Source organism: Schauerella aestuarii (genome assembly GCF_009866805.1).
Taxonomy (GTDB): domain Bacteria; phylum Pseudomonadota; class Gammaproteobacteria; order Burkholderiales; family Burkholderiaceae_B; genus Schauerella; species Schauerella aestuarii.
Window position 1 is genome coordinate 48,042 of the sequence record NZ_SIZW01000041.1, and the last position, 25,567, is coordinate 73,608.

The 25,567-nt window shown below is 62.6% G+C and carries 21 protein-coding genes; 14 read left to right on the forward strand and 7 right to left on the reverse strand.

Annotated features, from left to right (window positions below):
- Positions 1 to 19 precede the first annotated feature (19 nt).
- Entirely contained in the window at positions 20 to 907 is an 888-nt protein-coding gene (locus EYW45_RS11180; protein ID WP_161135492.1) for an HpcH/HpaI aldolase/citrate lyase family protein, read from the forward strand.
- 30 nt (positions 908 to 937) lie between these two features.
- Here EYW45_RS11180 and lysA read toward each other — a convergent pair whose 3' ends face one another.
- Together lysA and lptM are read right to left on the reverse strand one after the other, a co-directional pair.
- On the reverse strand, positions 938 to 2,227 hold the full coding sequence (gene lysA / locus EYW45_RS11185; RefSeq protein ID WP_161135493.1) for a diaminopimelate decarboxylase: 1,290 nt from the start codon (positions 2,225 to 2,227) through the stop codon (positions 938 to 940).
- A 31-nt stretch (positions 2,228 to 2,258) separates the two neighbouring features.
- Entirely contained in the window at positions 2,259 to 2,570 is a 312-nt protein-coding gene (gene lptM, locus EYW45_RS11190; RefSeq protein ID WP_161135494.1) for an LPS translocon maturation chaperone LptM, read from the reverse strand.
- A 31-nt stretch (positions 2,571 to 2,601) separates the two neighbouring features.
- On the opposite strand from lptM, the gene cyaY reads away from it, so the two are divergent.
- Positions 2,602 to 2,937 (forward strand): iron donor protein CyaY, encoded by a 336-nt coding sequence (cyaY, locus tag EYW45_RS11195; protein WP_161135495.1) that lies wholly within the window; start codon positions 2,602 to 2,604, stop codon positions 2,935 to 2,937.
- Positions 2,938 to 3,046: 109 nt separating this feature from the next.
- Here cyaY and EYW45_RS11200 read toward each other — a convergent pair whose 3' ends face one another.
- On the reverse strand, positions 3,047 to 5,491 hold the full coding sequence (locus EYW45_RS11200; protein ID WP_161135496.1) for a penicillin-binding protein 1A: 2,445 nt from the start codon (positions 5,489 to 5,491) through the stop codon (positions 3,047 to 3,049).
- 113 nt (positions 5,492 to 5,604) lie between these two features.
- Between EYW45_RS11200 and EYW45_RS11205 the strand changes: the two genes are divergently transcribed.
- The 5 genes from EYW45_RS11205 (at position 5,605) to ligD (ending at position 12,689) form a co-directional block, all read left to right on the forward strand.
- Positions 5,605 to 6,246: a shikimate kinase gene (locus EYW45_RS11205; RefSeq protein ID WP_161135497.1), complete on the forward strand. Its 642-nt coding sequence runs from the start codon at positions 5,605 to 5,607 to the stop codon at positions 6,244 to 6,246.
- Entirely contained in the window at positions 6,243 to 7,325 is a 1,083-nt protein-coding gene (gene aroB / locus EYW45_RS11210) for a 3-dehydroquinate synthase (RefSeq protein ID WP_161135498.1), read from the forward strand. Before EYW45_RS11205 ends, aroB begins: the two co-directional genes overlap by 4 nt.
- A complete protein-coding gene (locus EYW45_RS11215; protein ID WP_161135499.1) occupies positions 7,322 to 8,455 on the forward strand; it encodes a deoxyguanosinetriphosphate triphosphohydrolase in 1,134 nt (377 codons plus the stop codon). The genes aroB and EYW45_RS11215 overlap by 4 nt, the downstream gene beginning before the upstream one ends.
- 227 nt (positions 8,456 to 8,682) lie before the next feature.
- Positions 8,683 to 9,786 carry a non-homologous end joining protein Ku gene (gene ku, locus EYW45_RS11220; protein WP_161135500.1) on the forward strand — a complete coding sequence of 368 codons (1,104 nt, stop codon included), beginning with the start codon at positions 8,683 to 8,685 and terminating at the stop codon, positions 9,784 to 9,786.
- Between the two features lie 2 nt (positions 9,787 to 9,788).
- Positions 9,789 to 12,689 (forward strand): DNA ligase D, encoded by a 2,901-nt coding sequence (ligD, locus tag EYW45_RS11225; RefSeq protein WP_161135501.1) that lies wholly within the window; start codon positions 9,789 to 9,791, stop codon positions 12,687 to 12,689.
- A 3-nt stretch (positions 12,690 to 12,692) separates the two neighbouring features.
- Here ligD and EYW45_RS11230 read toward each other — a convergent pair whose 3' ends face one another.
- On the reverse strand, positions 12,693 to 13,580 hold the full coding sequence (locus EYW45_RS11230) for a LysR family transcriptional regulator (RefSeq protein WP_161135502.1): 888 nt from the start codon (positions 13,578 to 13,580) through the stop codon (positions 12,693 to 12,695).
- A 111-nt stretch (positions 13,581 to 13,691) separates the two neighbouring features.
- Between EYW45_RS11230 and EYW45_RS11235 the strand changes: the two genes are divergently transcribed.
- The 4 genes from EYW45_RS11235 to EYW45_RS11250 all read left to right on the forward strand — a co-directional run bounded on the left by EYW45_RS11235 (position 13,692) and on the right by EYW45_RS11250 (position 18,769).
- Positions 13,692 to 15,446, forward strand: a complete 1,755-nt coding sequence (locus tag EYW45_RS11235; protein WP_161135503.1) for an acyl-CoA dehydrogenase family protein — start codon at positions 13,692 to 13,694, stop codon at positions 15,444 to 15,446.
- Between the two features lie 23 nt (positions 15,447 to 15,469).
- Positions 15,470 to 16,456: a Bug family tripartite tricarboxylate transporter substrate binding protein gene (locus tag EYW45_RS11240; protein WP_161135504.1), complete on the forward strand. Its 987-nt coding sequence runs from the start codon at positions 15,470 to 15,472 to the stop codon at positions 16,454 to 16,456.
- A 17-nt stretch (positions 16,457 to 16,473) separates the two neighbouring features.
- The gene (locus EYW45_RS11245; protein WP_161135505.1) at positions 16,474 to 17,586 is read left to right on the forward strand and encodes a CaiB/BaiF CoA transferase family protein; all 1,113 of its coding nucleotides are present in this window, start codon (positions 16,474 to 16,476) and stop codon (positions 17,584 to 17,586) included.
- Between the two features lie 64 nt (positions 17,587 to 17,650).
- Positions 17,651 to 18,769 (forward strand): catalase family protein, encoded by a 1,119-nt coding sequence (locus tag EYW45_RS11250; RefSeq protein WP_161135506.1) that lies wholly within the window; start codon positions 17,651 to 17,653, stop codon positions 18,767 to 18,769.
- A gap of 96 nt (positions 18,770 to 18,865) precedes the next feature.
- Here EYW45_RS11250 and EYW45_RS11255 read toward each other — a convergent pair whose 3' ends face one another.
- On the reverse strand, positions 18,866 to 19,093 hold the full coding sequence (locus tag EYW45_RS11255) for a DUF1737 domain-containing protein (protein ID WP_161135507.1): 228 nt from the start codon (positions 19,091 to 19,093) through the stop codon (positions 18,866 to 18,868).
- Positions 19,090 to 21,963, reverse strand: coding sequence for an excinuclease ABC subunit UvrA (gene uvrA, locus EYW45_RS11260; RefSeq protein WP_161135508.1), 2,874 nt, complete (start codon positions 21,961 to 21,963; stop codon positions 19,090 to 19,092). Before uvrA ends, EYW45_RS11255 begins: the two co-directional genes overlap by 4 nt.
- A 144-nt stretch (positions 21,964 to 22,107) precedes the next feature.
- On the opposite strand from uvrA, the gene EYW45_RS11265 reads away from it, so the two are divergent.
- The 3 genes from EYW45_RS11265 (at position 22,108) to EYW45_RS11275 (ending at position 24,449) form a co-directional block, all read left to right on the forward strand.
- The gene (locus EYW45_RS11265) at positions 22,108 to 23,310 is read left to right on the forward strand and encodes an MFS transporter (RefSeq protein ID WP_161135509.1); all 1,203 of its coding nucleotides are present in this window, start codon (positions 22,108 to 22,110) and stop codon (positions 23,308 to 23,310) included.
- A 191-nt stretch (positions 23,311 to 23,501) separates the two neighbouring features.
- Complete coding sequence (ssb, locus tag EYW45_RS11270) at positions 23,502 to 24,038, forward strand: single-stranded DNA-binding protein (RefSeq protein ID WP_161135510.1); 537 nt, start codon at positions 23,502 to 23,504, stop codon at positions 24,036 to 24,038.
- A 171-nt stretch (positions 24,039 to 24,209) separates the two neighbouring features.
- The gene (locus tag EYW45_RS11275; RefSeq protein ID WP_161135511.1) at positions 24,210 to 24,449 is read left to right on the forward strand and encodes a hypothetical protein; all 240 of its coding nucleotides are present in this window, start codon (positions 24,210 to 24,212) and stop codon (positions 24,447 to 24,449) included.
- A 156-nt stretch (positions 24,450 to 24,605) separates the two neighbouring features.
- On the opposite strand, the gene EYW45_RS11280 is transcribed toward EYW45_RS11275, so the two are convergent.
- On the reverse strand, positions 24,606 to 25,565 hold the full coding sequence (locus tag EYW45_RS11280) for a Bug family tripartite tricarboxylate transporter substrate binding protein (protein ID WP_161135512.1): 960 nt from the start codon (positions 25,563 to 25,565) through the stop codon (positions 24,606 to 24,608).
- Between the last annotated feature and the right edge of the window lie 2 nt (positions 25,566 to 25,567).

Consider the following 25,567-nt stretch of genomic DNA (forward strand, 5'->3'; position numbering starts at 1 on the left):
TGAATAACAAGGAGACTGCATGACCCCCCGTAGCTACCTCTTCGTACCCGGCGATCGTCCGGAACGTTTCGACAAGGCCGCGGCCGCCGGTGCGCACGCTATCATTCTCGATCTGGAAGACGCCGTGGCGCCAGATCGCAAGGATGCGGCGCGCGACGCCGTGGCGGCGTGGCTGGAGGCGCGGAGCGCGGCAGCAGGGCGTGCGCAAGCGTCGGGTGCCACTGATGACGGCAGCGGTGATGCCGACCTGTCGGACGTGGCCGGCCCTCAGATTCTCGTTCGCATCAACACCGAAGACACCCCCTGGTTCGCGCGCGACTGCGCGATCGTGGGTAGCGCGGCGGTGCATGCCGTGATGATGCCGAAGTCGCAGGAGACGGACGTGCTCAAGGAGTTGGCATCGCATCTGCGCGCCGATCAGTCGATCGTGCCGTTGATCGAAACCGTCAAGGGTTGGGATATCGCGCGCGCGCTGGCCAGTCAGGCGAAGGTGCAGCGGTTGGCGTTCGGATCGGTCGACTTCAATGCCGATGCCGGCACGAGCGGCGATGGCGATGCGCTCGATCTGGTGCGCAGCCAACTGGTGATGGCCTCACGCCTGGCCGGCGTGCTGCCTCCGGTGGACGGCGTGTCGTTGGCGCTGGATGATCTCGATGGGTTGACGGCCGACGTGCGCCGTGCGCGCCGCTTCGGCTTTGGCGGCAAGTTGTGCGTGCACCCCAAGCAGGTCGCCGGCATCAACGCGGGGTTTGCGCCCAGCGCCGAAGAGGTGGCATGGGCGCGGCGCGTGCACGACGCGGTGGCGGCCCAGGGGCTGGGCGCGATTGCGGTCGACGGCAAGTTGGTCGACCGCCCCGTCTACGTGCTGGCGCAGACGATTCTGGCCAACGCGCCCGCCGGCTTCTGATCGCGGCTCAGCCTGCGGTCGAACCGCGGGTCAGTCGGGCAGTACCGACTCGCCTGCGGTCAACATCTCCAGCGTTTCACGCTTGCGCACCACATGCGATTGCTCGCCGTCGACCATGATCTCGGCGGGCCGCACGCGGCTGTTGTAATTACCGGCCATGACCATGCCGTAGGCGCCAGCTGATTCGACCGCCAGCACATCGCCTTGCGCGAGCACGAGCGGGCGCTGCTTGGCCAGCCAGTCGCCGGATTCGCAGATCGGACCCACGATGTCGTAAATCTGCACCGCGCCCAGGCGCGGTTTGACCGGTACCACGCCGTGCCAGGCCTGATAGAGCGCAGGGCGCAGCAGGTCGTTCATGGCGGCATCGACGATGGCGAAATTGCGCGCCTCGGCATGCTTCAGAAATTGCACCGTGGTGAGCAGAATGCCGGCGTTGCCGACCAGTGAACGGCCCGGTTCCATCACGATCTGCAGGTGCCCATAGCCGCGTGCATCGAGGCGATCGAACACCTGATCCAGAAGCGTTTTGGGCGAGGGCGGCGTTTCGTCGGTATAGCGAATACCCAGACCGCCGCCGATGTCCAGGTGATGGATCTCAATGCCGTCGCGCTTAAGGCCGTCGACCAGATCGAGCAGCTTGTCGAGGGCATCCAGGTAGGGGCTGATATCGATCAGCTGCGAGCCGATGTGGCAATCGACACCCACGATGTCGATATTGGCCAGGGACTTCGCCAGGCGATACACCTCGGGGGCGTCTTCGATCGCGATGCCGAACTTATTCTCTTTCAGGCCGGTCGAGATGTAGGGGTGCGTTTGCGCGTCCACATCGGGGTTCACGCGCAGCGATACCGGCGCGCGCTTGCCTTCGGCCTCGGCCACCAGCGACAGCAATCGCAATTCGGCTTCGGATTCGACGTTGAAGCTTTTCACCCCAGCCTTGAGCGCCGTCTGCATTTCCCACGCTTGCTTGCCCACGCCCGAAAACACGATCTTGGCGGGGTCGGCGCCCACGGCCAGCACGCGTTGCAATTCACCGCCCGACACGATATCGAAACCTGCCCCCAGACGCGCGAACTCCTTCAGCACTGCAAGATTGGAGTTGGCTTTCATGCCGTAGCAGACCACCACGTCACGGCCGTTCACGGCATCGCTGTAGCGGCCGTAGGCCTCGGCCAGGGCCGCGCGGGAGTACACATAGAGCGGTGTGCCGTGCTCGGCCACCAAACGGTCCAGTGCGACGCCCTCGGCGTGCAACGTGCCGTCCTGAAGATGAAAATGCGGTTGTCCGGCTAGCGCCGGATGGGAAGTCTGCGTCATGAGAAGGGTAGCGCGCAAGGCGCGTAAAGCGTTATTGGGACGTGCTGCTGGCGTTCGAGCCGGACGACGTGCCGCCGGGCGCCTGCGTGGAAATACCGGTGGTCGACGAGTTGCCGGAAGAGGACGACGACGTCGGCAATTCCTGGGTTTCGGTCGGCGAGGTAATCGGCGAAGGCGGTTTGGGCTGGGTTTGCGTGGGCGTCGTTTGAACCGGCGCAGGTTGCCCATTGGGCGCCGGCGGGAAATAGAGCGGGCCCTTGTAGCCGCACGCTGCCACGACCGCCGTCAGGACGGCAGTCGCTACAATGCGGGAAACCAGGCGGCTATAAGCCAAATGGAACACAGAGAACTCCAAAAGCGTGCAGGTTGGGATTATGAACGATACCGAATTTCTTGCGTTGACCGAAAAAGTGCTCGATACGATCGAGAGCCAGGCCGACGATTGGGCGGCCACCCACGATATCGACATCGAGGCCACACGCAACGGCAACGTGTTGACGCTGGTGTTCGATGACGAGATCCACATCGTCGTCAACAGCCAGGCGGCCATGCAGGAAATCTGGGTCGCGGCGCGCAGCGGGGGCTTTCACTACCGTTTCGAAGGCCAGCATTGGCACGATACCCGCGGTGGCCCCAATCTGGACGATGCCCTGTCGCAAATCTGTTCCGATGCGGCGGGCGTGCCCATCGTCGTCAAGGTCGACGTGTAAGCGTCACCTGCAACGCCGGCTCGCAAGCCGGCGTTTTTGCGGGGGCCCGACGGCGTCACGTGTTGCGTGGCGCTGCGGCGCGGTGTACCGGCGCTTGGCCGGTACGTGCTTAGAACTGCAGGTTCTGGCTCATTTGCGAGTCGCCGCGCATCGTCGGGGCGACCGTCACGCCACCCCGCGGACTCTGCGACTCACCCAGCGTGCTCAGGAAATCGCCGAGCGAGTCGTTGACCGGCAAGCCCAGTCGCGCCACGGCCTGGCCGGGCGGGAACTCGGCGAAATACAACTCGCCGCCGTCCACGAGCAGGCCTTCCGGGCGCGGGCGGCGCGTTTCTTCGGGCACGCCCTTGAGGGCGTCCTGCATGTACTCGAGCCAGATCGGCAACGCAACGCCACCACCGGTTTCGCGTGAGCCCAGCGATTTAGGTTGGTCGTAGCCGAGCCAGGCGGTGGCGACCAGTGCCGGGGTATAGCCCGAGAACCAGGCGTCCACCGATTCGTTGGTGGTGCCGGTCTTGCCGGCCAGATCGTTGCGCTTGAGGATGGCGCGTGCCCGGGCGGCCGTGCCGGAGGTCGCCACGCCGCGCAGCATGTCGTCCATCACATAGGCGGTGCGGGCATCGATCGCGCGCGCCGAGGCGTCGCCGGCGACCACGGGTTTCGACTGCATCAGCACCTTGCCCGAACTGTCGGTCACGCGATCGATCAGATAGGGCGTGATGCGATAGCCGCCGTTGGCGAACACGGCATAGGCGCCGGCCAATTGCAGCGGCGTGACGGCGCCGGCGCCCAACGCCATCGGCAATACCGGTGGCTGACGCGACTTGTCGAAACCGAAGCGGGTCAGGTAATCCTGGGCGTACTGCGGGCCGATGGCCTGCATGATGCGGATCGTGACCATGTTCTTGGACTTGTAGAGGCCTTGTCGCATGGTGAGCATCGGCTCGTACTGATTGCCGTAGTTCTTGGGGCTCCAGGCCTTGGAGCCGGTTTGCGCGGCCGTCAGCGAAAACGGCTGGTCGGAGATCTGCGTGGCGGGTGTCAGGCCGCGCTCGAGCGAAGCCGCGTAGATGAACGGCTTGATGTTCGAACCCGGCTGGCGCCACGCCTGCGTCACGCGGTTGAAGTTGCCGCGATAGAAGTCGAAGCCGCCCACCAGCGAACGGATCGCGCCGTCTTGCGGCGTGAGCGACACGAAGGCCGCCTGCACCGACGGCATGTTGATGACTTCCCAGCCTTCGCCCACTTGATGCAGGTACACCACCGAACCGCGCTTGATGCGCATTTCCGGTTTGACCTTGTCACCCAGCGCGCGCGCAACGATGCCCAGAATCTTCTTGTCGGTAATGGACACGATCTCCCGCGAACTGCGCGCCACTTTGATCTCATTGGGCGAAGCGGAAAGCACGACGCCGGTCAGCAGATCGCCGCTGTCCGGGAATTTTTCGAAGACGCCATCCAGGAAATCATCCAGGGCTTGCGGGTCCTTTTCGACGCCGGCGGGCATTTCGAGCTGTTCTTCCGGGCCCGGATACGGCGCGCGACGGGTGTAGTCGATCACGCCATCGCGCAGGGCACGATAGGCCGATTCCTGATCTTTCGACTGCACGGTGGTGTAGATATTGATGCCGCGCGAGTACACATTGTCTTGATAGACGTTGTAGAGCAGTTGACGGGCCAGTTCGGCCACATACTCGCCATGCACAGCGTAACCGCCGGCGGGCGTGCCTTCCGCGGACTTGATCACGATCGGTTGCGCCATCGCGGTCTTGTATTCGGGCTCGGTCAGGTAACCCAGCGATTGCATCCGCCCCAATACGTAGCGCTGGCGCAACTCGGCGCGCGGACGATTCGAAATGGGGTTGAAGCGCGATGGCGCTTTCGGGATACCGGCGAGCATCGCGGCTTCCGCGGGCGTCACTTCAGCGAGCGGCTTGCCAAAATACGTACGGGCAGCGGCGGCGAAACCATAGGCGCGATGGCCCAGATAGATCTGATTCATGTACAGCTCGAGAATCTGATCCTTGCCCAGGCTGGCCTCGATCTTGAACGTTAAGAGAAGTTCGTAGAATTTGCGCGAATATGTCTTCTCGGAAGAAAGATAGAAGTTACGCGCCACCTGCATCGTGATCGTGCTGGCGCCTTGCGTTTTCGACATATTGACCAGATTGGTCACGCCGGCGCGCACCACGCCCTGCCAATCGATACCGCCATGTTGGTAGAAACGGTCGTCTTCTGCCGCCAACACCGCCGATTTCATTACGTCGGGGATTTCGTTGAAGCGCAACACGTTGCGGCGCTCTTCCCCAAACTCGCCGATCAGTACGCGATCTGCCGTGAAAATGCGCAGGGGCACGCGGGGGCGGTAATCGGTCATCGCGTGCAAGTCGGGCAGATTGGGCCACGCCAATGCCAACGCCATCCCTCCCAGCAATACGCCGCACAGGGCGAATCCGCCTAGCAGCACGGCGGATTTCACGATGAATCGTAGAAAGGCCGAGCCGTGTTTGGCAGGAGGGGACTTCTTGGAGGGGGTGTTCTTGGTCTGGCTCATTGCGGCGATTTTACGGGCAACTCGGTAAAGGACTGGGCATGACGAACGGCATTGTGTGAACGAATCGGTGACTGTGGTGCCCAGGCAACTGCTCGCAATGGGATAATGCACTCATGAACGCGATCGCCAACTCCTGCCCCGATCCGGAAGCGCCTCCCGAGGCGCAGGCCGAGCCTTGCGTGCCGCTGGACGGCGACGCGCTCCTGTCCAAGCCGGCCGAGCCCTTGCCGCACGACCTGCCCATCATCCTTGTCGGCATGATGGGGGCAGGCAAAACGACCATCGGCCGCGGCTTGGCGCGGGCGGTCGGCCGCGAATTTGTCGATCTGGATCATGAGCTCGAAGCGCGCTGCGGAGTCCGCGTGCCCATTATTTTTGAAATCGAGGGCGAGGCAGGTTTTCGCCGTCGCGAAGCGACTGTGTTATCGGAGTGTACCCAACGGCGCAATATTATTCTTGCGACCGGTGGGGGCGCCGTGCTGAATCCGGATAATCGGCGCCTGCTCCACGAGCGCGGCATTGTGCTTTATTTGCGCGCCAGCGTCGATGAACTTTATCGCCGCACCTGCCGCGACAAGAATCGTCCGCTCCTGGCTACGGCCGATCCGCGCGCCACGTTGCGCGATCTGCTCGGCCTGCGCGACCCGCTTTACCGCGAGGTGGCGCATCTTATCGTCGAAACCGGTTGCACCCCGGTGTCGAGTCTGGTCAAGTCCCTGGTGCCCAAATTGTTGAGTTACGAGAAGCCCACATGAACGTCGTCGACGTCGACACCCCCGGGGGTCAGTACCCCATTCGCATCGCCGCCGGCCGGATCGATCGCCTGGCCGAGTCCATTCCGGCCGATGCCACGGCAATTGCCGTGGTCACCAACCCCGTCGTCGGTGCACTTTATGGCGAGCGCGTCGCGCAGGCGCTGGCCGCGACGGGCAAGCGGGTTGTGCACATCGAGTTGCCTGACGGCGAAGCGCACAAGGATTGGCAAACGCTCAACCTCATCTTCGACGCCATGCTGTCGAACAAGCTCGACCGGCGCGCCGTGCTGGTGGCGCTGGGCGGCGGGGTGATCGGCGACATGACCGGCTTTGCCGCAGCGGTCTACATGCGCGGCGTGCGTTTCGTGCAAGTGCCCACCACATTGCTGGCCCAGGTCGATTCGTCGGTAGGCGGCAAAACGGCGGTCAATCATCCGCTGGGCAAGAACATGATCGGCGCGTTCTATCAACCGATTTCGGTCGAGATCGACCTGGACGTGCTCACCACCCTGCCGGCCCGCGAAATCTCTGCCGGCCTGGCTGAAGTCATCAAGTACGGCCTGATTCTCGATCCCGCATTCTGGTCATGGTGCGAGGCAAACGCCGAGAAGTTGCGCGCACTCGACCCGCCCACGATCGCCTATGCCATCCAGCGTTCGTGCGAACTCAAGGCGCAAGTGGTGGGCAAGGACGAGCGCGAGTCGGGCCTGCGCGCCATCCTCAATCTGGGTCACACCTTCGGTCATGCCATCGAATCGGGTCTGGGCTATGGCGCATGGCTGCATGGCGAAGCGGTGGGCTGCGGGATGGTGCAGGCCGCTGAGCTGTCGGCCGAAGTGATGGACTTTCCGCGGGCCGATGTCGAACGCGTGCGCGCACTCACCGAGGCCATCGGTTGCCCGGTGGTTGCGCCCGATCTCGGCGCGGATCGTTGGATCGACCTGATGCAGGTCGACAAGAAAACGGAAGGGGGCGAGATCCGCTTCGTGTTGATGCCGCAAATTGGCGAGGCCTTGATGCGCAGCGTACCCGATGCGGCATTGCGACGCGTGCTCGACCGCACGGTGGAAACCGCATGAGCGCACTCGCGCCATACGCCTCCAACCCTGACCGCACGCGCGGCCGCCGCTTTCCCGAAACCACGCCGCCGGGCCGCAGCGAGTTTCAGCGCGACCGCGACCGCATCATTCATTCGGGCGCGTTTCGGCGCCTCGAGTACAAGACGCAGGTCTTCGTCAATCACGAGGGTGACCTGTTTCGCACACGGCTCACCCACAGCCTCGAGGTGGCGCAAATTGCCCGCACCCTGGCGCGCAACCTGGGGCTGTCCGAAGATCTTACCGAGGCCATTTCGCTGGCTCACGATCTGGGCCATACCCCGTTTGGACACGCCGGGCAGGATGAGCTCAATGCCTGCATGCGCGAGTATGCGCCGGATGCGGGCGGCTTCGAGCACAACCTGCAAAGCTTGCGGGTGGTGGATGCGCTGGAAGAGCGTTACGCGTCGTTCGATGGCCTCAATCTGTGCTTCGAAACGCGCGAGGGCATCCTCAAACACTGCTCGATTACCCATGCGGCGCAATTGGGCGATGTGGGCGAGCGGTTTCTGAATCGCACCCAGCCTTCGCTCGAAGCCCAACTGGCCAATCTGGCCGACGAGATCGCCTACAACAATCACGACATCGACGATGGCTTGCGTTCCGGCTTGCTGACCATCGAGCAACTGCAAGCGGTGCCGATTTTCGAGCGGCACTTTGCTGAAGTCACGCAACGCTATCCCGGCATTCAGCCGCGCCGCGCCATTGCCGAAACCACCCGCCGCATGATCAATACGCTGGTGGTGGATCTCACGCAGACGAGTGCGGCACGCATCGCCGAGCATGCCCCGCAGAGTGTGGACGATGTGCGGCAAGCGCCTGCACTGATCGGGTTTTCAGCGGCGTTGCGCGCCGAGGCCAACGCGCTCAAGCGGTTTTTGTTCGAGAACCTGTACCGGCATTACCGCGTGCTGCGGATGACCACCAAGGCGCAGCGTATCGTGCGTGAGCTGTTTGTGGCGTTCCATGCCGATGCGCGGCTGCTGCCGCCCGATTACCGCCGCGACGACCCCATCGCGCAAGCCCGCGCCATCGCCGATTACATCGCCGGCATGACCGATCGTTACGCGATCGGCGAACATAGACGCATGTTCGAGATGAGTCAGCTGTAGGGCGTCGTCGACGGTACGCAATGTACCGGCGCACTTGCTCGTCGATCGCTTTGGCGATCGACGGCCCCCGTCCAGCAGCGAACCGCGGTAGGTGTTCCGGGCACCTGCGGTATGACATTTGCTCTCCTGATCCGCCCGGCAGGTCGATTGCATCAGACCCTGTGCGGGATTGTCGATTCGGGCGAGCGCCGCTTGGCCCTGTTATCGAACGCTTTCGGACGATCTTCATGGCCACCTCGAGCAGCCGTACGATTTGGAAAGGGGCGATTTCCTTCGGCCTCGTGCATATCCCGGTCGGATTGCATACCGCGACCACCGAACAGGGTATCGATTTCGACTGGCTCGACAAGCGGTCGATGGATCCCGTGGGATACAAGCGCATCAACAAGCGCACCGGCAAGGAAATCGATCGCGAAAATATCGTGAAGGGCGTGGCCTACGAAGACGGTCAGTACGTCATCATCTCGCCCGACGAGATCGAGAACGCGTATCCCAAAACCACGCAGACCATCGAGATCCAGCGATTCGTGGATGCGTCCGAAGTGCCGTTCGTCTATCTGGAACGACCCTATTACGTGGCGCCGATCAACAAAGGCCACAAGGTGTATGCGCTTCTGCGCGAGACGCTGGTGAAAACCGGAAAAATCGGCATTGCCCGCGTGGTCATCCAAACCAAGCAGCATCTTGCGGCGTTGATGCCTTCGGGCGATGCCTTGGTGCTCAATCTACTGCGCTGGGGCGATGAGGTGCGCACTACGGAAGGCCTCGATCTACCGGCATCCGGAAGCAAGGGCGTAAGCATCAGCGCCGCCGAAATGAAAATGGCCAAGCAGTTGGTCGACGACATGACCGAGAAATGGAATCCGGACGATTTCAAGGACGAGTTCAAGCAAGCCGTGATGGGCTTGGTCGAGAAGAAGGTGAAAGCCGGCAATACCGAGACCGTGATGCAGCCGGAAGAAGAGACGCCGGCGCAAGGCGACAACATTCTGGATCTGACCGAGCTGCTGGCACGCAGTCTGGCGGGCCGCAAAGGCAAGGGTTTGGGTGGCGCAGCGGCGAAAACGGACGAGGATGCGCCCAAGAAAGCAGCGAAAGCCGTGTCCATAGACAAGGCCAAGTCGGGCGATACCGGCACAGGTGCGAAAAAGTCCTCGAAGGCCGCGACCAAATCGGCGGGCAAGACAGCCACGAAGACCACCACGAAGGCGGCCGCGAAAGCAGATGCAGATAGCGATGGCGCCGGCAAGGCGACAGCCAAGAAGGCATCGCCATCCAAGACCCCAGGCAAGGCTGCTGCGAAAACCGCGAAGCCACGTAAGGCGGCATAGCCATGGCCGATACCCTGCAGCGGTACCGCGAAAAGCGGAACTTCGGCATCACGTCGGAACCTGCTGAAGGGGGCACTGCAAACGACGACGCACGCGCCTTCGTCATCCAGAAGCACTGGGCGTCGAGGCTGCACTACGACCTGCGTCTTGAGCTCGACGGTGCGATGAAAAGTTGGGCCGTGCCGAAAGGGCCCAGCTATGACGTGGCCGACAAGCGCATGGCGGTGCAGGTCGAGGATCACCCGATCGCATATAACCAGTTCGAAGGCGAGATCCCCAAAGGACAGTACGGGGCCGGCCGCGTCATCATCTGGGACGAAGGCGTGTGGGTGCCGCTGGAAGATCCGGTCGAGGGTTACCAACGCGGCATGCTCAAGTTCGAGCTGCACGGCGTAAAGATGCGCGGGAAATGGGCGTTGATTCGCATGAAAGGCAAGGGCGAAAAGCAGCCCCCCTGGTTGCTGATCAAGGAAAAGGACGCGTTTGTGAAGCCGGCTGCCGAGTTCAGCGTGGTGGACGAGATGCCCGACAGCGTTGTGCCGTTGCGGGCTGAGGTCAAGAAAGCGCGGGCGCAGCAAGCAAAGGCCGCGACGGCTGCAAAAACTGCAAAGGCTACAACGGCGAAGGGTGCAACGGCGAAGGGTGCAACGGCGAAGGGTGCCGGTGCTGCCGAGGCGAAAGCGTCGAAGGCTGATCGGGCGAAAACGTCGGCGGCATCGGATGCTTCGAAGGCTAGTGGGGCCAAAGCGGCAACGGCCACATCGAAGCGGGCGAAGGCCGCAGTGAAGAAGGCGCTCGATGGCGATCCAGACGCTTCGACTGCCGTGGCGGAGGACAGTGCGGGCCGTCTGCCCGGTGAAGCCGCGCCGCTTCCCGATCTGCTCAAACCGCAACTGGCCACGTTGGTGGACGCGCCGCCGCCCAATCCGAAAGATTGGCTGTTTGAAGTGAAGTTCGACGGCTATCGCATCGGCGCACGGTTGGACGGCAAGCGAGTCCAGCTCTTTACCCGCAACGGTCACGACTGGACGCACAAGCTGCAGCATCTGGCCGACGCCTTGGCGACGATGAAAACCGGCAAAGCCTGGTTGGACGGTGAAATCGTGGTGCTGGGCGATAACGGCGCCCCAAGTTTTCAAGCGTTGCAAAACGCGTTCGACAGCAGCAAGACGGGCAACATCGCGTACTACGTGTTTGACGCGCCCTTTCTCGCGGGTCGGGATTTGCGCGGCGAAACCTTGATGACGCGCCGCGCGTTGCTCGAGCAGATCTTCGATGATGACTCGCCGGATCTCGTGCGCTTCAGCGGCGCTTTCGACGTGCGGCCGCAGGATTTGGTCACGTCCGCCTGCAAGATGGGTTTGGAAGGGGTGATCGGCAAACTACGCGACTCGACCTATGTGTCGCGCCGGTCGCCGGCCTGGATCAAGCTCAAATGCGGTCAACGCCAGGAGTTCGTGGTTGTGGGCTACACGCAGCCCAAAGGCACGCGCGTGGGGTTGGGCGCGTTGCTGATTGCCGTGCACGATGACGATGGCGCACTGCGCTTCGCCGGTAGTGTGGGCAGCGGCTTTGACGATCGCGGGTTAACCGAAATCAAACAGAAGCTTGATGCCATCGCGGTGGACAAAAGCCCGTTTTCCGCGCGTACGCCGGTCGATCGAACGGCACAGTGGGTAAAGCCGCAATTGCTTGCCGAGGTGTCGTTTTCCGAATGGACATCATCCGGCAGCATTCGACATCCCGTGTTCAAAGGATTACGCAGCGATAAACCGGCGAAGGCGATCGGGCGCGAGAAGCCGGTGCCGGCGAAAGAGGTTGTCGCCAAGCTCAATGCGGCAACGCCCGATGACTCGGAGAGCACGATGAAGAAAACAAGCGCGACGACGAAGGCGAAGAAGAGCGCCAAGAAAGCGACTACGGGTAAAGCGACTGCAAAGAAAGCGCCCGCAAAGAAAGCGCCCGCAAAGAAAGCGACTCCAAAGAAAGCCACCGCTGCGCCGGCAAGCCCCGCGAAGACCGCAACCAAGAAATCGTCCGCCAAACTCACGCATCCTGAGCGCGTGATTGATTCTTCCACTGGTCTCACCAAGCTCGATCTCGCGGAATACTACGCTCGCGTGTCGCCTTTGTTGTTGCCGCATTTGAAAGCGCGTCCCGTGTCGTTGGTGCGTGCGCCGGGCGGCATTGAAAAAGAACTGTTTTTCCAAAAGCATCTCGAAGCGCCGATGCCGGGGGTGAAGCCACTCGATCCCAAACTCGATCCCGATCACCCCCCGCTGCTCGAAGTGCCCACGGCGCAAGCATTAATGTCGGCGGTGCAGATGAACACTGTTGAGTTCCATACCTGGAACGCCGTCAAGACGGCCATCGATAAACCCGACCGGATGACGTTCGATCTCGATCCGGGCGAGGGGATCAAATGGCCCGCGATGGTGCAGGCAGCGCAACTCGTGCGCGTGATGCTGACCGAGATCGGGTTGACGTCGTGGATCAAGACCAGCGGGGGCAAGGGTCTGCACGTGGTGGTGCCGCTGAAAAAACAGTATGGCTGGGATACCGTCAAATCATTCTCGCAAGCCATCGTGCAGCATCTTGCGCGTACGTTGCCCAAGCTTTTTGTGGCGAAGAGCGGGCCAAAAAATCGCGTGGGAAAAATCTTCGTGGATTACCTGCGCAACGGCTTCGGTGCCACCACGGCATCGGCGTGGTCGGCGCGGGCGCGGCCCGGTATGGGCGTGTCGGTACCCATCGAATGGGACGAAGTCGAGGGGATCAGCAGCGGCGGCCATTGGACGATCGCCAACATCGACGACCGCCTGGATGTAGGCAACCATCCTTGGGACGACTATGCCCCGCAGTCGGTGACCGGTGCGATGTCGACACTGGATTTCAAACCCTAGCGGTCAACGCAGGTAATACCTCAGTATCTCCTCCACGCCTGCCTGTATCAGTGGCGCCGTCCGCTCATGCCGCCAGGCCAATTGGCACACCGATTTATCGGTATGCGGAAACGCGATGAAGCGGCATCCGGTCAGGCCGCTGCGCGCCAGGCACGACGGCACGATGGCTACGCCCAGGCCTTGCGACACCAGTGAGGCCACCGTCAACCAATGCCGCACTTCGTGGCGGATGGCCGGCGTAAAGCCAGCATGTGCGCAGAGCGACAACACCGTCTCGTAATAGCGCGGTGACGCATCGCGTGCGAATAGCACGAATTCGTCCGCCGCCAGATCCTGCAAGGCGATCTCGCTGGCCTCAGCCAGCCGATGCGTGGCGGGCACGCACACCACGAACTGCTCGGCCACGATATCCACAGCCGTTACGCCGTCGGGCGCTGGGTTGGCGTGGATGAATGCCAGGTCCAATTCGTCGCGTTGCAGGGCCTCCAGCTGATCGCGTGAGTTGAGCTCGGTCAGCACATGCTCCACGCCGGGTTGTATGTGGCGCAGGGTCGTCAACGCATCGGGCAGGCCGCGATACACCATCGATCCCACAAAGCCGATACGCAACCGCCCAACCTTGCCGCTTTCGATGCCGGCAATGAGCGTGCGCACCTCGTCGTTGCGTTTGAGCAAACTCAGTGCCTCCTCGTAAAGCGCTTCACCGGCTGCCGTCAGGCTCACCTGCCGGCTCGTGCGGTGCAGCAATGTGGCGTTGAGCGACTCCTCCAGTTGGCGAATCGCATAGCTCAACGGCGGCTGCGACATGTGCAATCGCTGCGCCGCCTTGCTGAAGTGCCGCTCTTCCGCGACCGCAACAAAATAGCGCAGCACTCGAGGGGATAAGTCCATGGTTGTCTCTTATCTATACTTTTTTTGAATTGTTCTACACCCAAGCGGTATTTGTACAGTTGGATCGGTCGGCCGACCATGCGGCGTATGTCTACCCCGGTCACTATCGCCATGGATTCGATCCCTCGCACCGCTGCGCCCCATCCCGATGCACCTGCCGCCGACGCATCCTCGTTGGGCGTACCCCTTCCCGAGTCACACATTCCCGATGCGCGCGGCATCAATCTATTCGATGCCGACCCGCACGCCGCGCCGTTGCTGCGCCTCTATCTGGGCGAGCGCCTGTACGACCATCTGCATCCCCATGTCCATCGCCTGGGTGCGCTGGCCGGCGGTGGGCTGGACGAGTTGGCGTCCACAGCGGATAGGCACCCGCCCACGCTGGCGGTGCGCAACCGGCAGGGGCAGGATGGCTCGTTCGTGCACAAGCACCCGGCCTACGTCGAGCTCGAGCGGCTGGCTTACAGCGAGTTCGGGCTGGCCGCGATGTCGCATCGTGGCGGCGTGCTCGGTTGGCCCGAGCCGTTGCCACCCGCCGCCAAATACGCGCTCACTTATCTTTTCGTGCAGGCCGAGTTCGGTTTGTGCTGCCCGGTCAGCATGACGGATTCGCTCGCGCGCACGCTGCGCAAGTTCGGCCGTCCGGAATTGGTCGCCGATGTGCTGCCGCAGTTGATCACGCAAGACTTCGACGGTCTGCGCCAAGGCGCGATGTTCATGACCGAACAGGGTGCGGGTTCCGATGTGAGTGCCACAGCCACGATCGCTGCGCGCAGCGATGACGGTACGTGGCGGCTCACGGGCGATAAATGGTTCTGCTCCAACGCCGATGCAGGATTTGCGATGGTGCTGGCGCGCAGCGAGACCGAACCCGGGCTGAAGGGCGTCTCGCTCTTTCTGCTGCCGCGCGACCTGCCCGATGGCCGTCACAACGACTATCGCATCTTGCGCCTGAAGGACAAGCTGGGTACGCGATCGATGGCCAGCGGCGAGATCCGTCTCGAAGGCGCGCAAGCCTGGTTGATCGGTGAGCGCGGTCAGGGCTTCAAGCACATGGCCGACATGATCAACAACTCGCGTCTGTCCAACGGCATGCGCGCCGCCGGATTGATGCGGCGCGCTGTCACCGAGGCAACCTACATCGCCACGCATCGCCGTGCCTTCGGGAAACGATTGATCGACATGCCGCTCATGCGCCGGCAATTGGCCAAGATGACGGTGTGGACCGAACAAGCTCGCAGCATGATGTTCCAGACGGCGCAGGCCTTGCAGGCCGCCGATGTGCCTGGCGCGGATCGCGCGCTGGCCCGCATCCTCACGCCGCTGATCAAATTTCGGGCCTGCCGCGATGCGCGCAAGGTAACCGGCGACGCAATGGAAGTGCGCGGTGGCTGCGGCTATATCGAAGAATGGAGCGACGCGCGGCTGCTGCGCGACGCTCACCTTGGGTCAATCTGGGAGGGCACCAGCAACATCGTGGCGTTGGATGTGTTGCGCGCCATCAAGAAGGAAAACGGCCTGCCCGCGCTAAAGAACCGGATTGCCGAACTGCTGGCGGATGGCGCACCGTGTGAGCCCGCTATCCGCGAACGCCAGGCGCAGGCCCTGGAGAGCGCCTATGCGCTCGCCGAGCACGCGGCGCAAGGCGGACATGACCATCTTGCGCGCCAGGCCGCCACCGGGCTCTACAACGCGTTCTCGATGGCGGCCTTGCGCTGGGAAGCGCAGGCTGCCGGGATCCCGGGCCGTGCCGATATCGCCGACGCCGTCTTGCGGCATCGCCTGGCGCCGCGCGATCCGTGCGCCATGGCGCCGGACGAATCAATCGCGATCGATCGTATTTTGCAACCGTCGCTCGAACGGTAAGCCCATCAGAACAGGAGACAACCATGATCAAACGAATGCTTGCCGTCGGCATGACGGCGGCCGCTGCCTTGGGAGCGCTCGGCGTGCCTGCCATCGCGCTTGCCGACGCCTATCCGTCGCGCCCCATTACTTTGGTGGTGCCGTTCCCGCCGGGCGGCCCGACCGATGCGCTGTCGCGCCGGCTCGCGGGCGGTGTCGGTCAGGCGATCGGCCAAACCGTGGTCGTTGAGAACCGGCCGGGTGCAGGTGGCAATATCGGCGCCGAATATGTGGCGCACGCCAAGCCCGATGGCTACACGTTGCTGTTTGGCACCTCGGGGCCGTTGGCGATCAACGGCAGTTTGTACAAGGATCAACGCTACGACCCGCAGAAGAGCTTCGCGCCGGTGATACGCGTGGGCCACTTGCCCAATATCCTTGTGGTCAATCCCAAGGTGCCGGCGACGAATGTGCAAGAACTCATCGCCTTGGCGAAATCGCGTCCCGACGCGTTGACGTATGCGTCGTCGGGCAACGGCGCATCGTCCCATCTGGCCGGCGTGATGTTCAATCAGATGGCGGGCACCAAGCTGCTGCACGTGCCTTACAAGGGCACGGGCCCGGCATTGAATGACTTGCTGGGCGGCCAGGTCGACATGTCGTTCACCGACATCATGACGGCGTTGCCGCACATCAAGGCCGGCAAGCTGCGCGCGATCGGGCTGGCCAGCGCCGACCGATCCGCGGCATTGCCCGACCTGCCCACGATCGCAGAGCAGGGCCTGAAGGATTACGACGTGAGCGTGTTCTTCGGCATCACGGCCCCCGCCGGCACGCCGCCCGACGTGGTGGCGCGCTTGAACGAGGCGTTTGCCAAGGCGCTCGACGATCCCGCAGTGAAAGAGACGCTGACCAATCAGGGCATCGTCGCTGCGACCGACCGCACGCCAGCCGGTTTGCAGGCGTTCATCGATGAGCAAGTGCCCAAGTGGCGCGACGTGGTGCGTGCAGGCAACGTGTCCATCAACTAACGACCAAGGATCAAAAGATGAAGTCTGCCGGTGCGCTTGCGGGATGCAAAGTCGTCGATCTGTCGCGTGTGTTGGGTGGCCCCTACTGCACGCAAATTCTGGCCGATCATGGCGCCGAGGTGACCAAGATCGAGCCGCCGTCAGGTGACGAAACGCGCGGCTGGGGCCCGCCGTTTCTGGGCGATACGGCGTCCTACTTTATCGGCGTCAACCGCAACAAGCGCGGCATGGCCGTGGACCTGTCGCAGCCGGCGGGGCAGGAACTCGTGCGTACGTTGCTCGCCGATGCCGATGTGCTGGTGGAGAACTTCAAACCCGGCACGCTCGAGAAATGGGGCCTGGATTACGACACACTCAGTGCGGCATTTCCACGTCTGGTGCACTGCCGCATCAGTGGGTTCGGTGCCGATGGCCCGCTCGGTGGATTGCCGGGCTATGACGCCTGCGCGCAAGCCATGTGCGGCTTGATGAGCGTGAATGGCGATGCGGATGGTGAGGCCACGCGCGTGGGCTTGCCGGTGGTCGACATGGTGACCGGGCTCAATGCTGCAGTGGGTATTTTGCTGGCGCTCAACGAACGTGAAAAAAGCGGGTTGGGCCAGTTCGTGGACATGACGCTCTTCGACTGCGCGATTTCGCTGCTGCATCCGCATGCCGCCAATTTCTTCTACAGCGGCAAGACGCCGCAGCGATCCGGAAATGCGCATCCGAATATCGCGCCTTACGAAACGTTTGAGACGCAAACGGGGCCGATCTTTCTCGCGGTGGGAAACAACACCCAATTTGCCGGGTTGCTGCGCGTGCTGTCTGCCGAGCACCTGGGCGAAGATCCGCGCTTCGTCACCAACGCCGAGCGTTTGAAGCATCGCGACGCGTTGCGGGCCGCATTGGGCGCACTGCTGGCATCCAAGGATGCCGCCGTGCTGGCCGATAAGCTGTTGCGCCATGGCGTGCCCGCGGCACCGGTGTTGACGGTGCCGGATATCTTGAGCCATCCGCACACCGCGCACCGCAGTATGGTAATGCACGAGGGCGACTATCACGCGGTGGCGTCGCCCATCAAGCTGTCGCGCACGCCCGCAAGCTTGCGGCGGCTGCCGCCGAAGCTGGGGGAGCATAACGAGGGATAGGGCGGCTCTCAGGCACGCGGCTCGCTGATGATGGTCGTCATTCAACGCCCATAAGGTAGCCGCTATGTCGACGCCCGTTACGCCCCCCTCAAACCCGCAGTTTGTTCGTTACACCCCAACGCTCGAGCAGATCCCGGACGATGAAGCTGAAACCATCCAGGGGCTGACCGAGGCGTTGCGCAGTATTTCCGAGCGGGTGTACGAAGATAGCGGCCATGCCGTGCGTTCCGTGCATGCGAAAAGCCATGGCCTGTTGTCTGCGGTCCTCGACGTGCCGGAGGGTTTGCCCCCGCATTTGGCGCAGGGCATCTTCGCCAAACCGGGTCGCTATGACGTGGTGATGCGTTTTTCCACCAATCCGGGCGACATTCTCGACGACAGCATCTCCACCCCGCGCGGACTAGCGGTGAAGATCATTGGTGTGGAGGGCGAGCGGCTTCCCGGTTCCGAAGGCGAGAACGTCCAGGACATCGTGATGCAAAATGCGCCCGCATTTACCGCCGCAACGCCGAAAGCCTTCTTGAAAACGCTGAAACTGCTTGCGGCCACGACTGATAAGGCGCCGGGGCTGAAGAAGGCCTTGTCAGCCGTGCTGCGCGGCACCGAAAAGGCGCTCGAAGCGGTGGGTGGGGAAAGCGGCACGCTGAAGTCGCTGGGGGGCCATCCCGAAACCAACCTGCTGGGCGAAACCTACTACTCGATCGCGCCGGTGCGTTATGGCGATTATGTGGCGAAGCTCAGTCTGGCACCGGTGTCGGCTTCACTCACGAACCTGACCGACGCACCGGTCGAAATCAATGGCCATCCCAATGGCTTGCGCGAGTCGGTCAATTCGTTTTTCGTACAGCAATCGGGCGAGTGGGAAGTGCGCGTGCAGCTCTGTACGAACGTCGAGACCATGCCGATCGAGGACGCCTCGGTGCGTTGGCCCGAAGACGAAAGCCCGTTCGTTACGGTGGCCAAGCTGACGGCAGGACCACAAACCGCCTGGAGCGAAGCGCGCGCGGCAGTGGTCGACGAGCGCATGGCCTTCGGCCCGTGGCATGGTGTGGTGGCGCATCAGCCGTTGGGTGGCGTCATGCGCGCACGCAAAACCACCTATCAGTCGTCGGCTGACTATCGCAGCGAACGCAATGGCTGCCCGATTCATCAGCCTCGCGAGCAGACCTATTTGCCTGAATGATCAGAGCCGTGTCGGCGCGCGGCGTCAAGCACCGCTTGAGTACGTGCACCGGCCGCAAAAGCGCGTAGCGAGCAATCGCTACGCGCTTTTGTTTGCCTAGTCGCGCGTCACCGCAGCGCGCGCATCGGCGCGTAACGAGGCCGGCCCATCCGGCCAGATGATGGCTTGCGCCACAATCACTTGCGCGCCGTTGAACGTGACGGCGGGTGAGCCATGCAGCACGTATCCCATCGTGAGGGCATCGCTCACGCGCTGGCAAAATGCGGCGTCGTCAGGGCCCGTGAGCACGCGGTAGATCGGGAGATTCGAAGGGGGCAAGCTCATGCGGTCTTCCTGTTTTCGGGATGCTTCTTCAGCGTGCGGGCCAGATACGTACCGGTATGGCTTTCCGGTGCGGCCGCCAGATCTTCTGGCGTGCCTTGCGCAACCACGCGTCCGCCACCGTCGCCACCTTCCGGACCCATGTCTACCACCCAGTCGGCGGTTTTGATCACGTCCAGATTGTGTTCGATCACGAGCACGGTATTACCCGCTTCGACCAATTGATTGAGCACCTGCAGCAACAGTTCGATATCGCGGAAATGCAGGCCCGTGGTGGGCTCATCCAGGATATACAGCGTGCGGCCGGTGCTGCGGCGCGACAACTCGAGCGACAGTTTCACGCGTTGCGCTTCACCACCCGATAACGTGGTGGCGCTTTGACCCAGACGTAGATACGACAGGCCCACGTCCATCAACGTATGCAGCTTGCGGGCGATGTTCGGCACCGAATCGAAGTACTCGAGCGCCTGCTCGACCGTCAGATCCAGCACCTCGCTGATATTGCGGCCGCGATAGCGGATTTCCAGCGTTTCGCGGTTATAGCGTTTGCCGTGGCACGTGTCGCAGGGTACGTACATGTCCGGCAAAAAGTGCATCTCGACCTTCACCACGCCATCGCCCTGGCACGCTTCGCAGCGGCCGCCCTTGACGTTGAAGCTGAAACGTCCGGGATCGTAGCCGCGCGTGCGCGATTCCGGCACACCGGCAAACAATTCGCGGATCGGCGTGAACAGGCCCGTATACGTTGCGGGGTTGCTGCGCGGCGTGCGGCCGATCGCGCTTTGATCGACAGTGATGATCTTGTCGAAATGCTCCAGCCCGTTGATCGCCGTATAAGGTGCCGGCTCCGATTGTGCGTGGTGCAGATCGCGCGAGAGGGCCACGGCCAACGTATCGTTGATCAGCGTGGATTTGCCCGATCCCGATACTCCCGTCACGCACACGAAGCGGCCCGCCGGAATGCGCAGATCGACCGACTTCAGGTTATTGCCGCTTGCGCCCAGCAATTCCAGCGCTGGCTGGTCGTCGGTGACCGGGCGACGTTCGGGAATCGCGATTTCGCGCGCGCCGCTCAAATATTGTCCGGTAACCGAATTGGGATCGCTCTGAATAAAGTCGGGCGTGCCTTGCGACACGATCTGACCGCCGTGTTCGCCCGCACCCGGGCCCATGTCGATCACCCAATCCGCCGTGCGGATCATGTCCTCATCGTGCTCGACCACGATCACGCTATTACCGAGATCACGCAAATGCTGCAGCGTACCGATCAGCCGATCGTTATCGCGCTGATGCAAGCCGATCGACGGCTCGTCCAGCACATACATCACGCCGGTCAGCCCGGAGCCGATCTGGCTGGCCAATCGAATACGCTGCGCTTCGCCGCCCGAAATCGTATCGGCGCTGCGATCCAGCGACAGATAATTCAAACCGACATTATTCAGAAACGCCAGACGGGCCTCGATCTCGCGCACGATGCGTTCGGCGATCTCCTGCTTTGAACCCGTAAGCTTGAGCGCTTGAAACCACGCGAGGCAGGCCGACAACGGCATCGCTTCGACTTCAAAAATCGCCTGGCCGTGACGTTCGCCCACACCGCGATCTTCATTGCCGATCAACACATTGCGCGCATCTTCGCGCAGGCGCGAGCCGCCGCAATCCGGGCAGGTTTTGACCGCACGATATTTACCCAACTCTTCGCGCACCGTGGACGAATCGGTTTCCTTCCAGCGGCGTTCCAGATTGGGAATCACGCCTTCGAACGGGTGATTGCGTACCGTGCTGCGGCCTTTCTCGTTCAAATACAGAAAGGGAATTTCTTCGTCGCCCGAACCGTCGAGCACGATCCGGCGCATGTCTTCGGTGAGTTCTTCCCAGGGCGTTTCGATATCGAAATCGTAATGGGCCGCCAAACTGGTCAACAGCGAATGCGTAAACGCGTTGCGCCGATCCCAGCCGCGAATGGCACCGGCGGCCAAGCTCAATTCGGGAAACGCGACCACGCGCTTCGGATCGAAAAAGCCCACGTGCCCGATGCCGTCGCAACTGGGGCAGGCACCGATGGGATTATTGAAACTGAACAGACGCGGTTCGAGTTCCGGCAGACTATGGCCGCACACCGGACAGGCATATTTGCTGGAGAAGGTTTGCTCGTGGCCGCTATCCATATCGAGTGCGATCACGCGGCCTTCGGCCAGTTGCATCGCCGTCTCGAAACTCTCCGCCAGACGCTGGGTGGCCTCGGGGCGCACGCGCACCCGGTCGAGCACCACGTCGATATCGTGTTTCTCGGCCTTTTTAAGCTCGGGCATGCTGTCGATCTCGACCATCTCGCCGTCGACGCGCAGCCGCACGTACCCTTGCGCCTGCAGACTGGCGCACTCATCCTCGAACGCGCCTTTCTTCGCGCGCGCCAGCGGTGCCAGGATCGCCAGGCGCGTCTCGGGCCGCCACGCCATCACCGCGTCCACCATCTGGCTCACGCTCTGCGATTGCAGCGGCAGCGAATGGATGGGGCAAAAAGGCGTGCCGACGCGGGCATAGAGCAGGCGCAGGTAATCGTGGATTTCTGTAATGGTGCCCACGGTGGACCGCGGGTTATGGCCGGCCGCCTTTTGCTCGATCGAAATCGCGGGCGACAGCCCCTCGATCAGGTCGACCTCCGGCTTGTCCATCAGTTGCAGGAACTGGCGGGCATAGGCGGAAAGACTTTCGACATAGCGCCGCTGCCCTTCGGCATAAAGCGTGTCGAAGGCGAGCGAAGACTTGCCGGATCCCGAAAGACCGGTCACCACCACCAGCTTGTGACGCGGGAGGTCCAGCGACACATTCTTCAGGTTGTGGGTGCGCGCACCCCTGATACGAATCACATCCATGCGGGTTTCAGCAGATTCAAAGGCCAACTTGGTACTATAGCGCGCCGAACCGCCTTGGCCGCATGGGCAGGTCGGTCTGGCTGTACTTTGGCTGTATTCAGTACCGGAGATGCCCATCATCCGGACTTCCCATTTCATTTCTGCATGCCCGCCACACCCAAACTCAAACTGACAGCGGCCGAACGCCGCGCCAGCATCGCTCTCTCCGGCCTTTTCGCCTGTCGGATGCTGGGCCTGTTCCTGCTGCTGCCGGTGTTTGCCGTGTCGGCCGCCGGGCTGCCGGGCGGCAACGATCCCGCGCGCGTGGGGTTGGCACTGGGCATGTATGGACTCACGCAGGCCGTGATGCAGATTCCGTTCGGTCTGGCGTCCGATCGCTGGGGGCGACGGCCCATCGTGCTGCTGGGGCTATTGCTCTTCATCATCGGCAGCGTGGTCTGTGCGATGGCCGATGATGTGTTCTGGATCACCATCGGCCGCGCGATTCAGGGTTCCGGCGCCATTTCCGCGGCCGTCACCGCCTGGCTGGCCGACGCCACCCGCGATGAGGTACGCACCCGCGCCATGGCCATGGTGGGCGGCTCGATCGGGATTTCGTTTGCCGTGTCGCTCGTGGCGGCCCCCGTGCTCGTGGGCTGGTGGGGCTTGTCGGGCCTTTTCTGGACGATTGCCTGCCTGGGCGTGGCCAGTCTCGCGGTGGCGCGTTTCGTGGTGCCCGTCGTGCCTCGCACCACCGCCCGCAGCCTTTCGGTCAGCCCGCGCGCTGTGCTCACCCATGGCGACCTCCTGCGGCTCAACTTCGGCGTGTTCAGCCTGCATTTGATCCAGGTCGCGCTCTTCGTCGTTACCCCGGCTTTGCTGGCCCAGGCGGGCGGCCTGGCGGCGAGTGACCTTTGGCGTGTGTATCTGCCGGTCATCCTGATTTCCTTCGTGCTGATGGTGCCCATCGTCTTCATCGCTGAGAAACGCCGCGCCCACCGTGGCGCGCTGCGTGCGACGGTGGCGGGGCTGGCGGTGGTCTGTGCGCTCATGGGGGCCGTCAGCCACACGTTTTATGCGCTGGCTGGCGCGCTCACGCTCTTTTTCGTGATGTTCAACGTGCTCGAGGCGTTACAACCGTCGCTCGTATCGCGCGTGGCGCCAGCACAGTTTCGCGGTCTGGCGCTCGGGTTCTACAACACCGCGCAGGCCGCCGGGCTGTTCACCGGCGGCGCGCTGGGCGGCTGGATGGCCTCGCACTATGGGTCGAACGCCGTATTTGCCGGCACGGCGATCCTGGCGGCACTGTGGCTGATCGTGACCTGGGCGCTGAAACCGCTGCCGGAGGCGGCCAAGCCGTTGCATTGAGCGCCGGATGGCCGGGTTCGTCCCATGCGGTCAAGGCTGGGGCAGGCCTCTTGCACATGCGGTACTGCGGCTGCAAATCGCCATAGTGACCCGGGTGGACACGGTTGTCCGCCCGAGTAGGTCGAATTCATCACAGAACAATTTTTTTAAAACCTGTTTTATCGTCTAATGGCGGTTTAAGGGAGATCGCAATGGCATCCGTCAACAAAGTCATTCTCGTCGGCAATCTGGGCCGCGACCCGGAAGTGCGCTACAGCCCCGAGGGTAGCGCCATCTGCAATCTGTCTCTGGCGACGACGTCCCAGTGGAAAGATAAGGCGTCGGGCGAGCGCAAGGAAGAAACCGAATGGCACCGTGTGGTCATGTACAACCGCTTGGCTGAAATCGCCGGCGAGTACCTGCGCAAGGGCCGCCCGGTGTATATCGAGGGTCGTCTGAAGACCCGCAAGTGGCAAGACAAAGACACCGGCGCTGATCGTTACAGCACCGAAATCGTGGCCGACCAGATGCAAATGCTGGGTGGCCGTGAAGGCGGTGGCGAAGGTGGTGGTTTCGGCGGTGGCGACACCGGCGGCGGCTACGAAGGCCGTGCTCCGCAACAGCAACGCAGCGCGCCGCGTGCTGCTCCGCAGCGTCCGGCGCCCAGCGCACCGGCCGGCGGCAATGGCGGCAACCAGGGTGGCGGCGCCGCTAACTTGGCCGATATGGACGACGATATTCCGTTCTAAAGTCGGCGGTTACGGCTGGAAGACTTACAGACCCGCGCTCGCAAGATCGCGGGTTTTGTATTTGGTGCCATAGCGCAGAGGAAAATAATTCGCAACCGAATGCAATCCGCCGCTCCCGAAGCGGGCGCGATTGCTAGAGTGCGTGCCCCTCAGTTAAACGAAGTACCCCAAATGAAAGTGTTGAAGTTCTTGCTCATTATCGTGATCGCCGCCGTCGTGATCTTTGGATGGCGCTGGTACAGCTACGTAAGCAACACGGAAAGCCCGTATCAGGAAGTCGGCATCGAGCTGAACAGCCGCATGCCAGGCCCGATCAATAAGTGGGGCTGCGACAAGCTGCATGCCACGTTCCAGAACGTGCTGCCGCCGTATGGTTGCCAAGCTGCGACGGATCCGAAGCAGTGGCGTTGATGCGGTGATGCCGTCGTGATCGATGCCTGGTGCACCGCATAGCGAATACACCTGCAACAGCATTCACATTCGCACTGTGGATCGTTGATTTGCCGAAATAAATCGGGCCGCCATCGATGAGATGGCGGCCCGATCGTTTGTGAGACGGACAACGCTTCAGTTCGCCGTAATCCCGGCCGACGTAATCACACCCGACCAGTGCTTGGTATCGGCCTCGACCGTTTCACCCAACGTCTTCTGATCCTGATACCGCACCTCGATACCGGCGCCGCGCGCCTTCTCGATCACGTCCGGCGATTGCAGCCCCTTCTGAAGCGCCGTCGACATCTTGGCGATCACGTCGTCAGGCGTACCTGCCGGTGCGAACAGCGCGACCCACGCATCCAGTTCGAATCCCTCAAACCCTTGCTCGGCGGCTGTGGGCACGTCGGGGATCATGGGGTGGCGCGCGCTGCTGGCAACCGCAATCGCGCGCAGTTTGCCTTGCTGAATGTGGCCCATCACCGAGGGCGGTGTGGTCAGGAACACCTGCACACGGCCCGACAGCACATCCTGGATCGCGGGGCCCGAGCCTTTGTAGGGCACGTGCACCATGTCGGTGGCGCTCATTTGCTTGAACAATTCAATGCCGATGTGCGGCACCGAGCCGCTGCCTTGCGACGCATAGTTGATCTCACCCGGGTGCGCTTTGGCATACGCCACCAGCTCTTTCAGGTTGTGCACCGGCAACGAAGGGTGCACCACCATGACCTGAGGGGCTACGGCAATCATCGCCACGGGCTTGAACGATTCCTTGGTCCAATGCAGCCCGGTGAACATCGACGGGTTGCCCGCGTGGTACATCGAATACGACGCGAGCAGCGTGTAGCCGTCCGGCGGCGCGGCGGCCACCATGTTGTAGGCGATGTTGCCGCTGGCGCCGGTGCGGTTGTCGACCACGGTGGCTTGGCCGAGCCCGCGAGTGAGCGGTTCGCTCGCCAATCGCGCCGCGAGATCGACGATGCCGCCAGGTGGCACCGGCACCACGATGGTGATGGGATGCGTGGGGAACTCGGCCGCATGCACAGCCGGCACGAGCAGGGTCGCGGCCAGCACGGCCAGCACTTTACGAAACATGA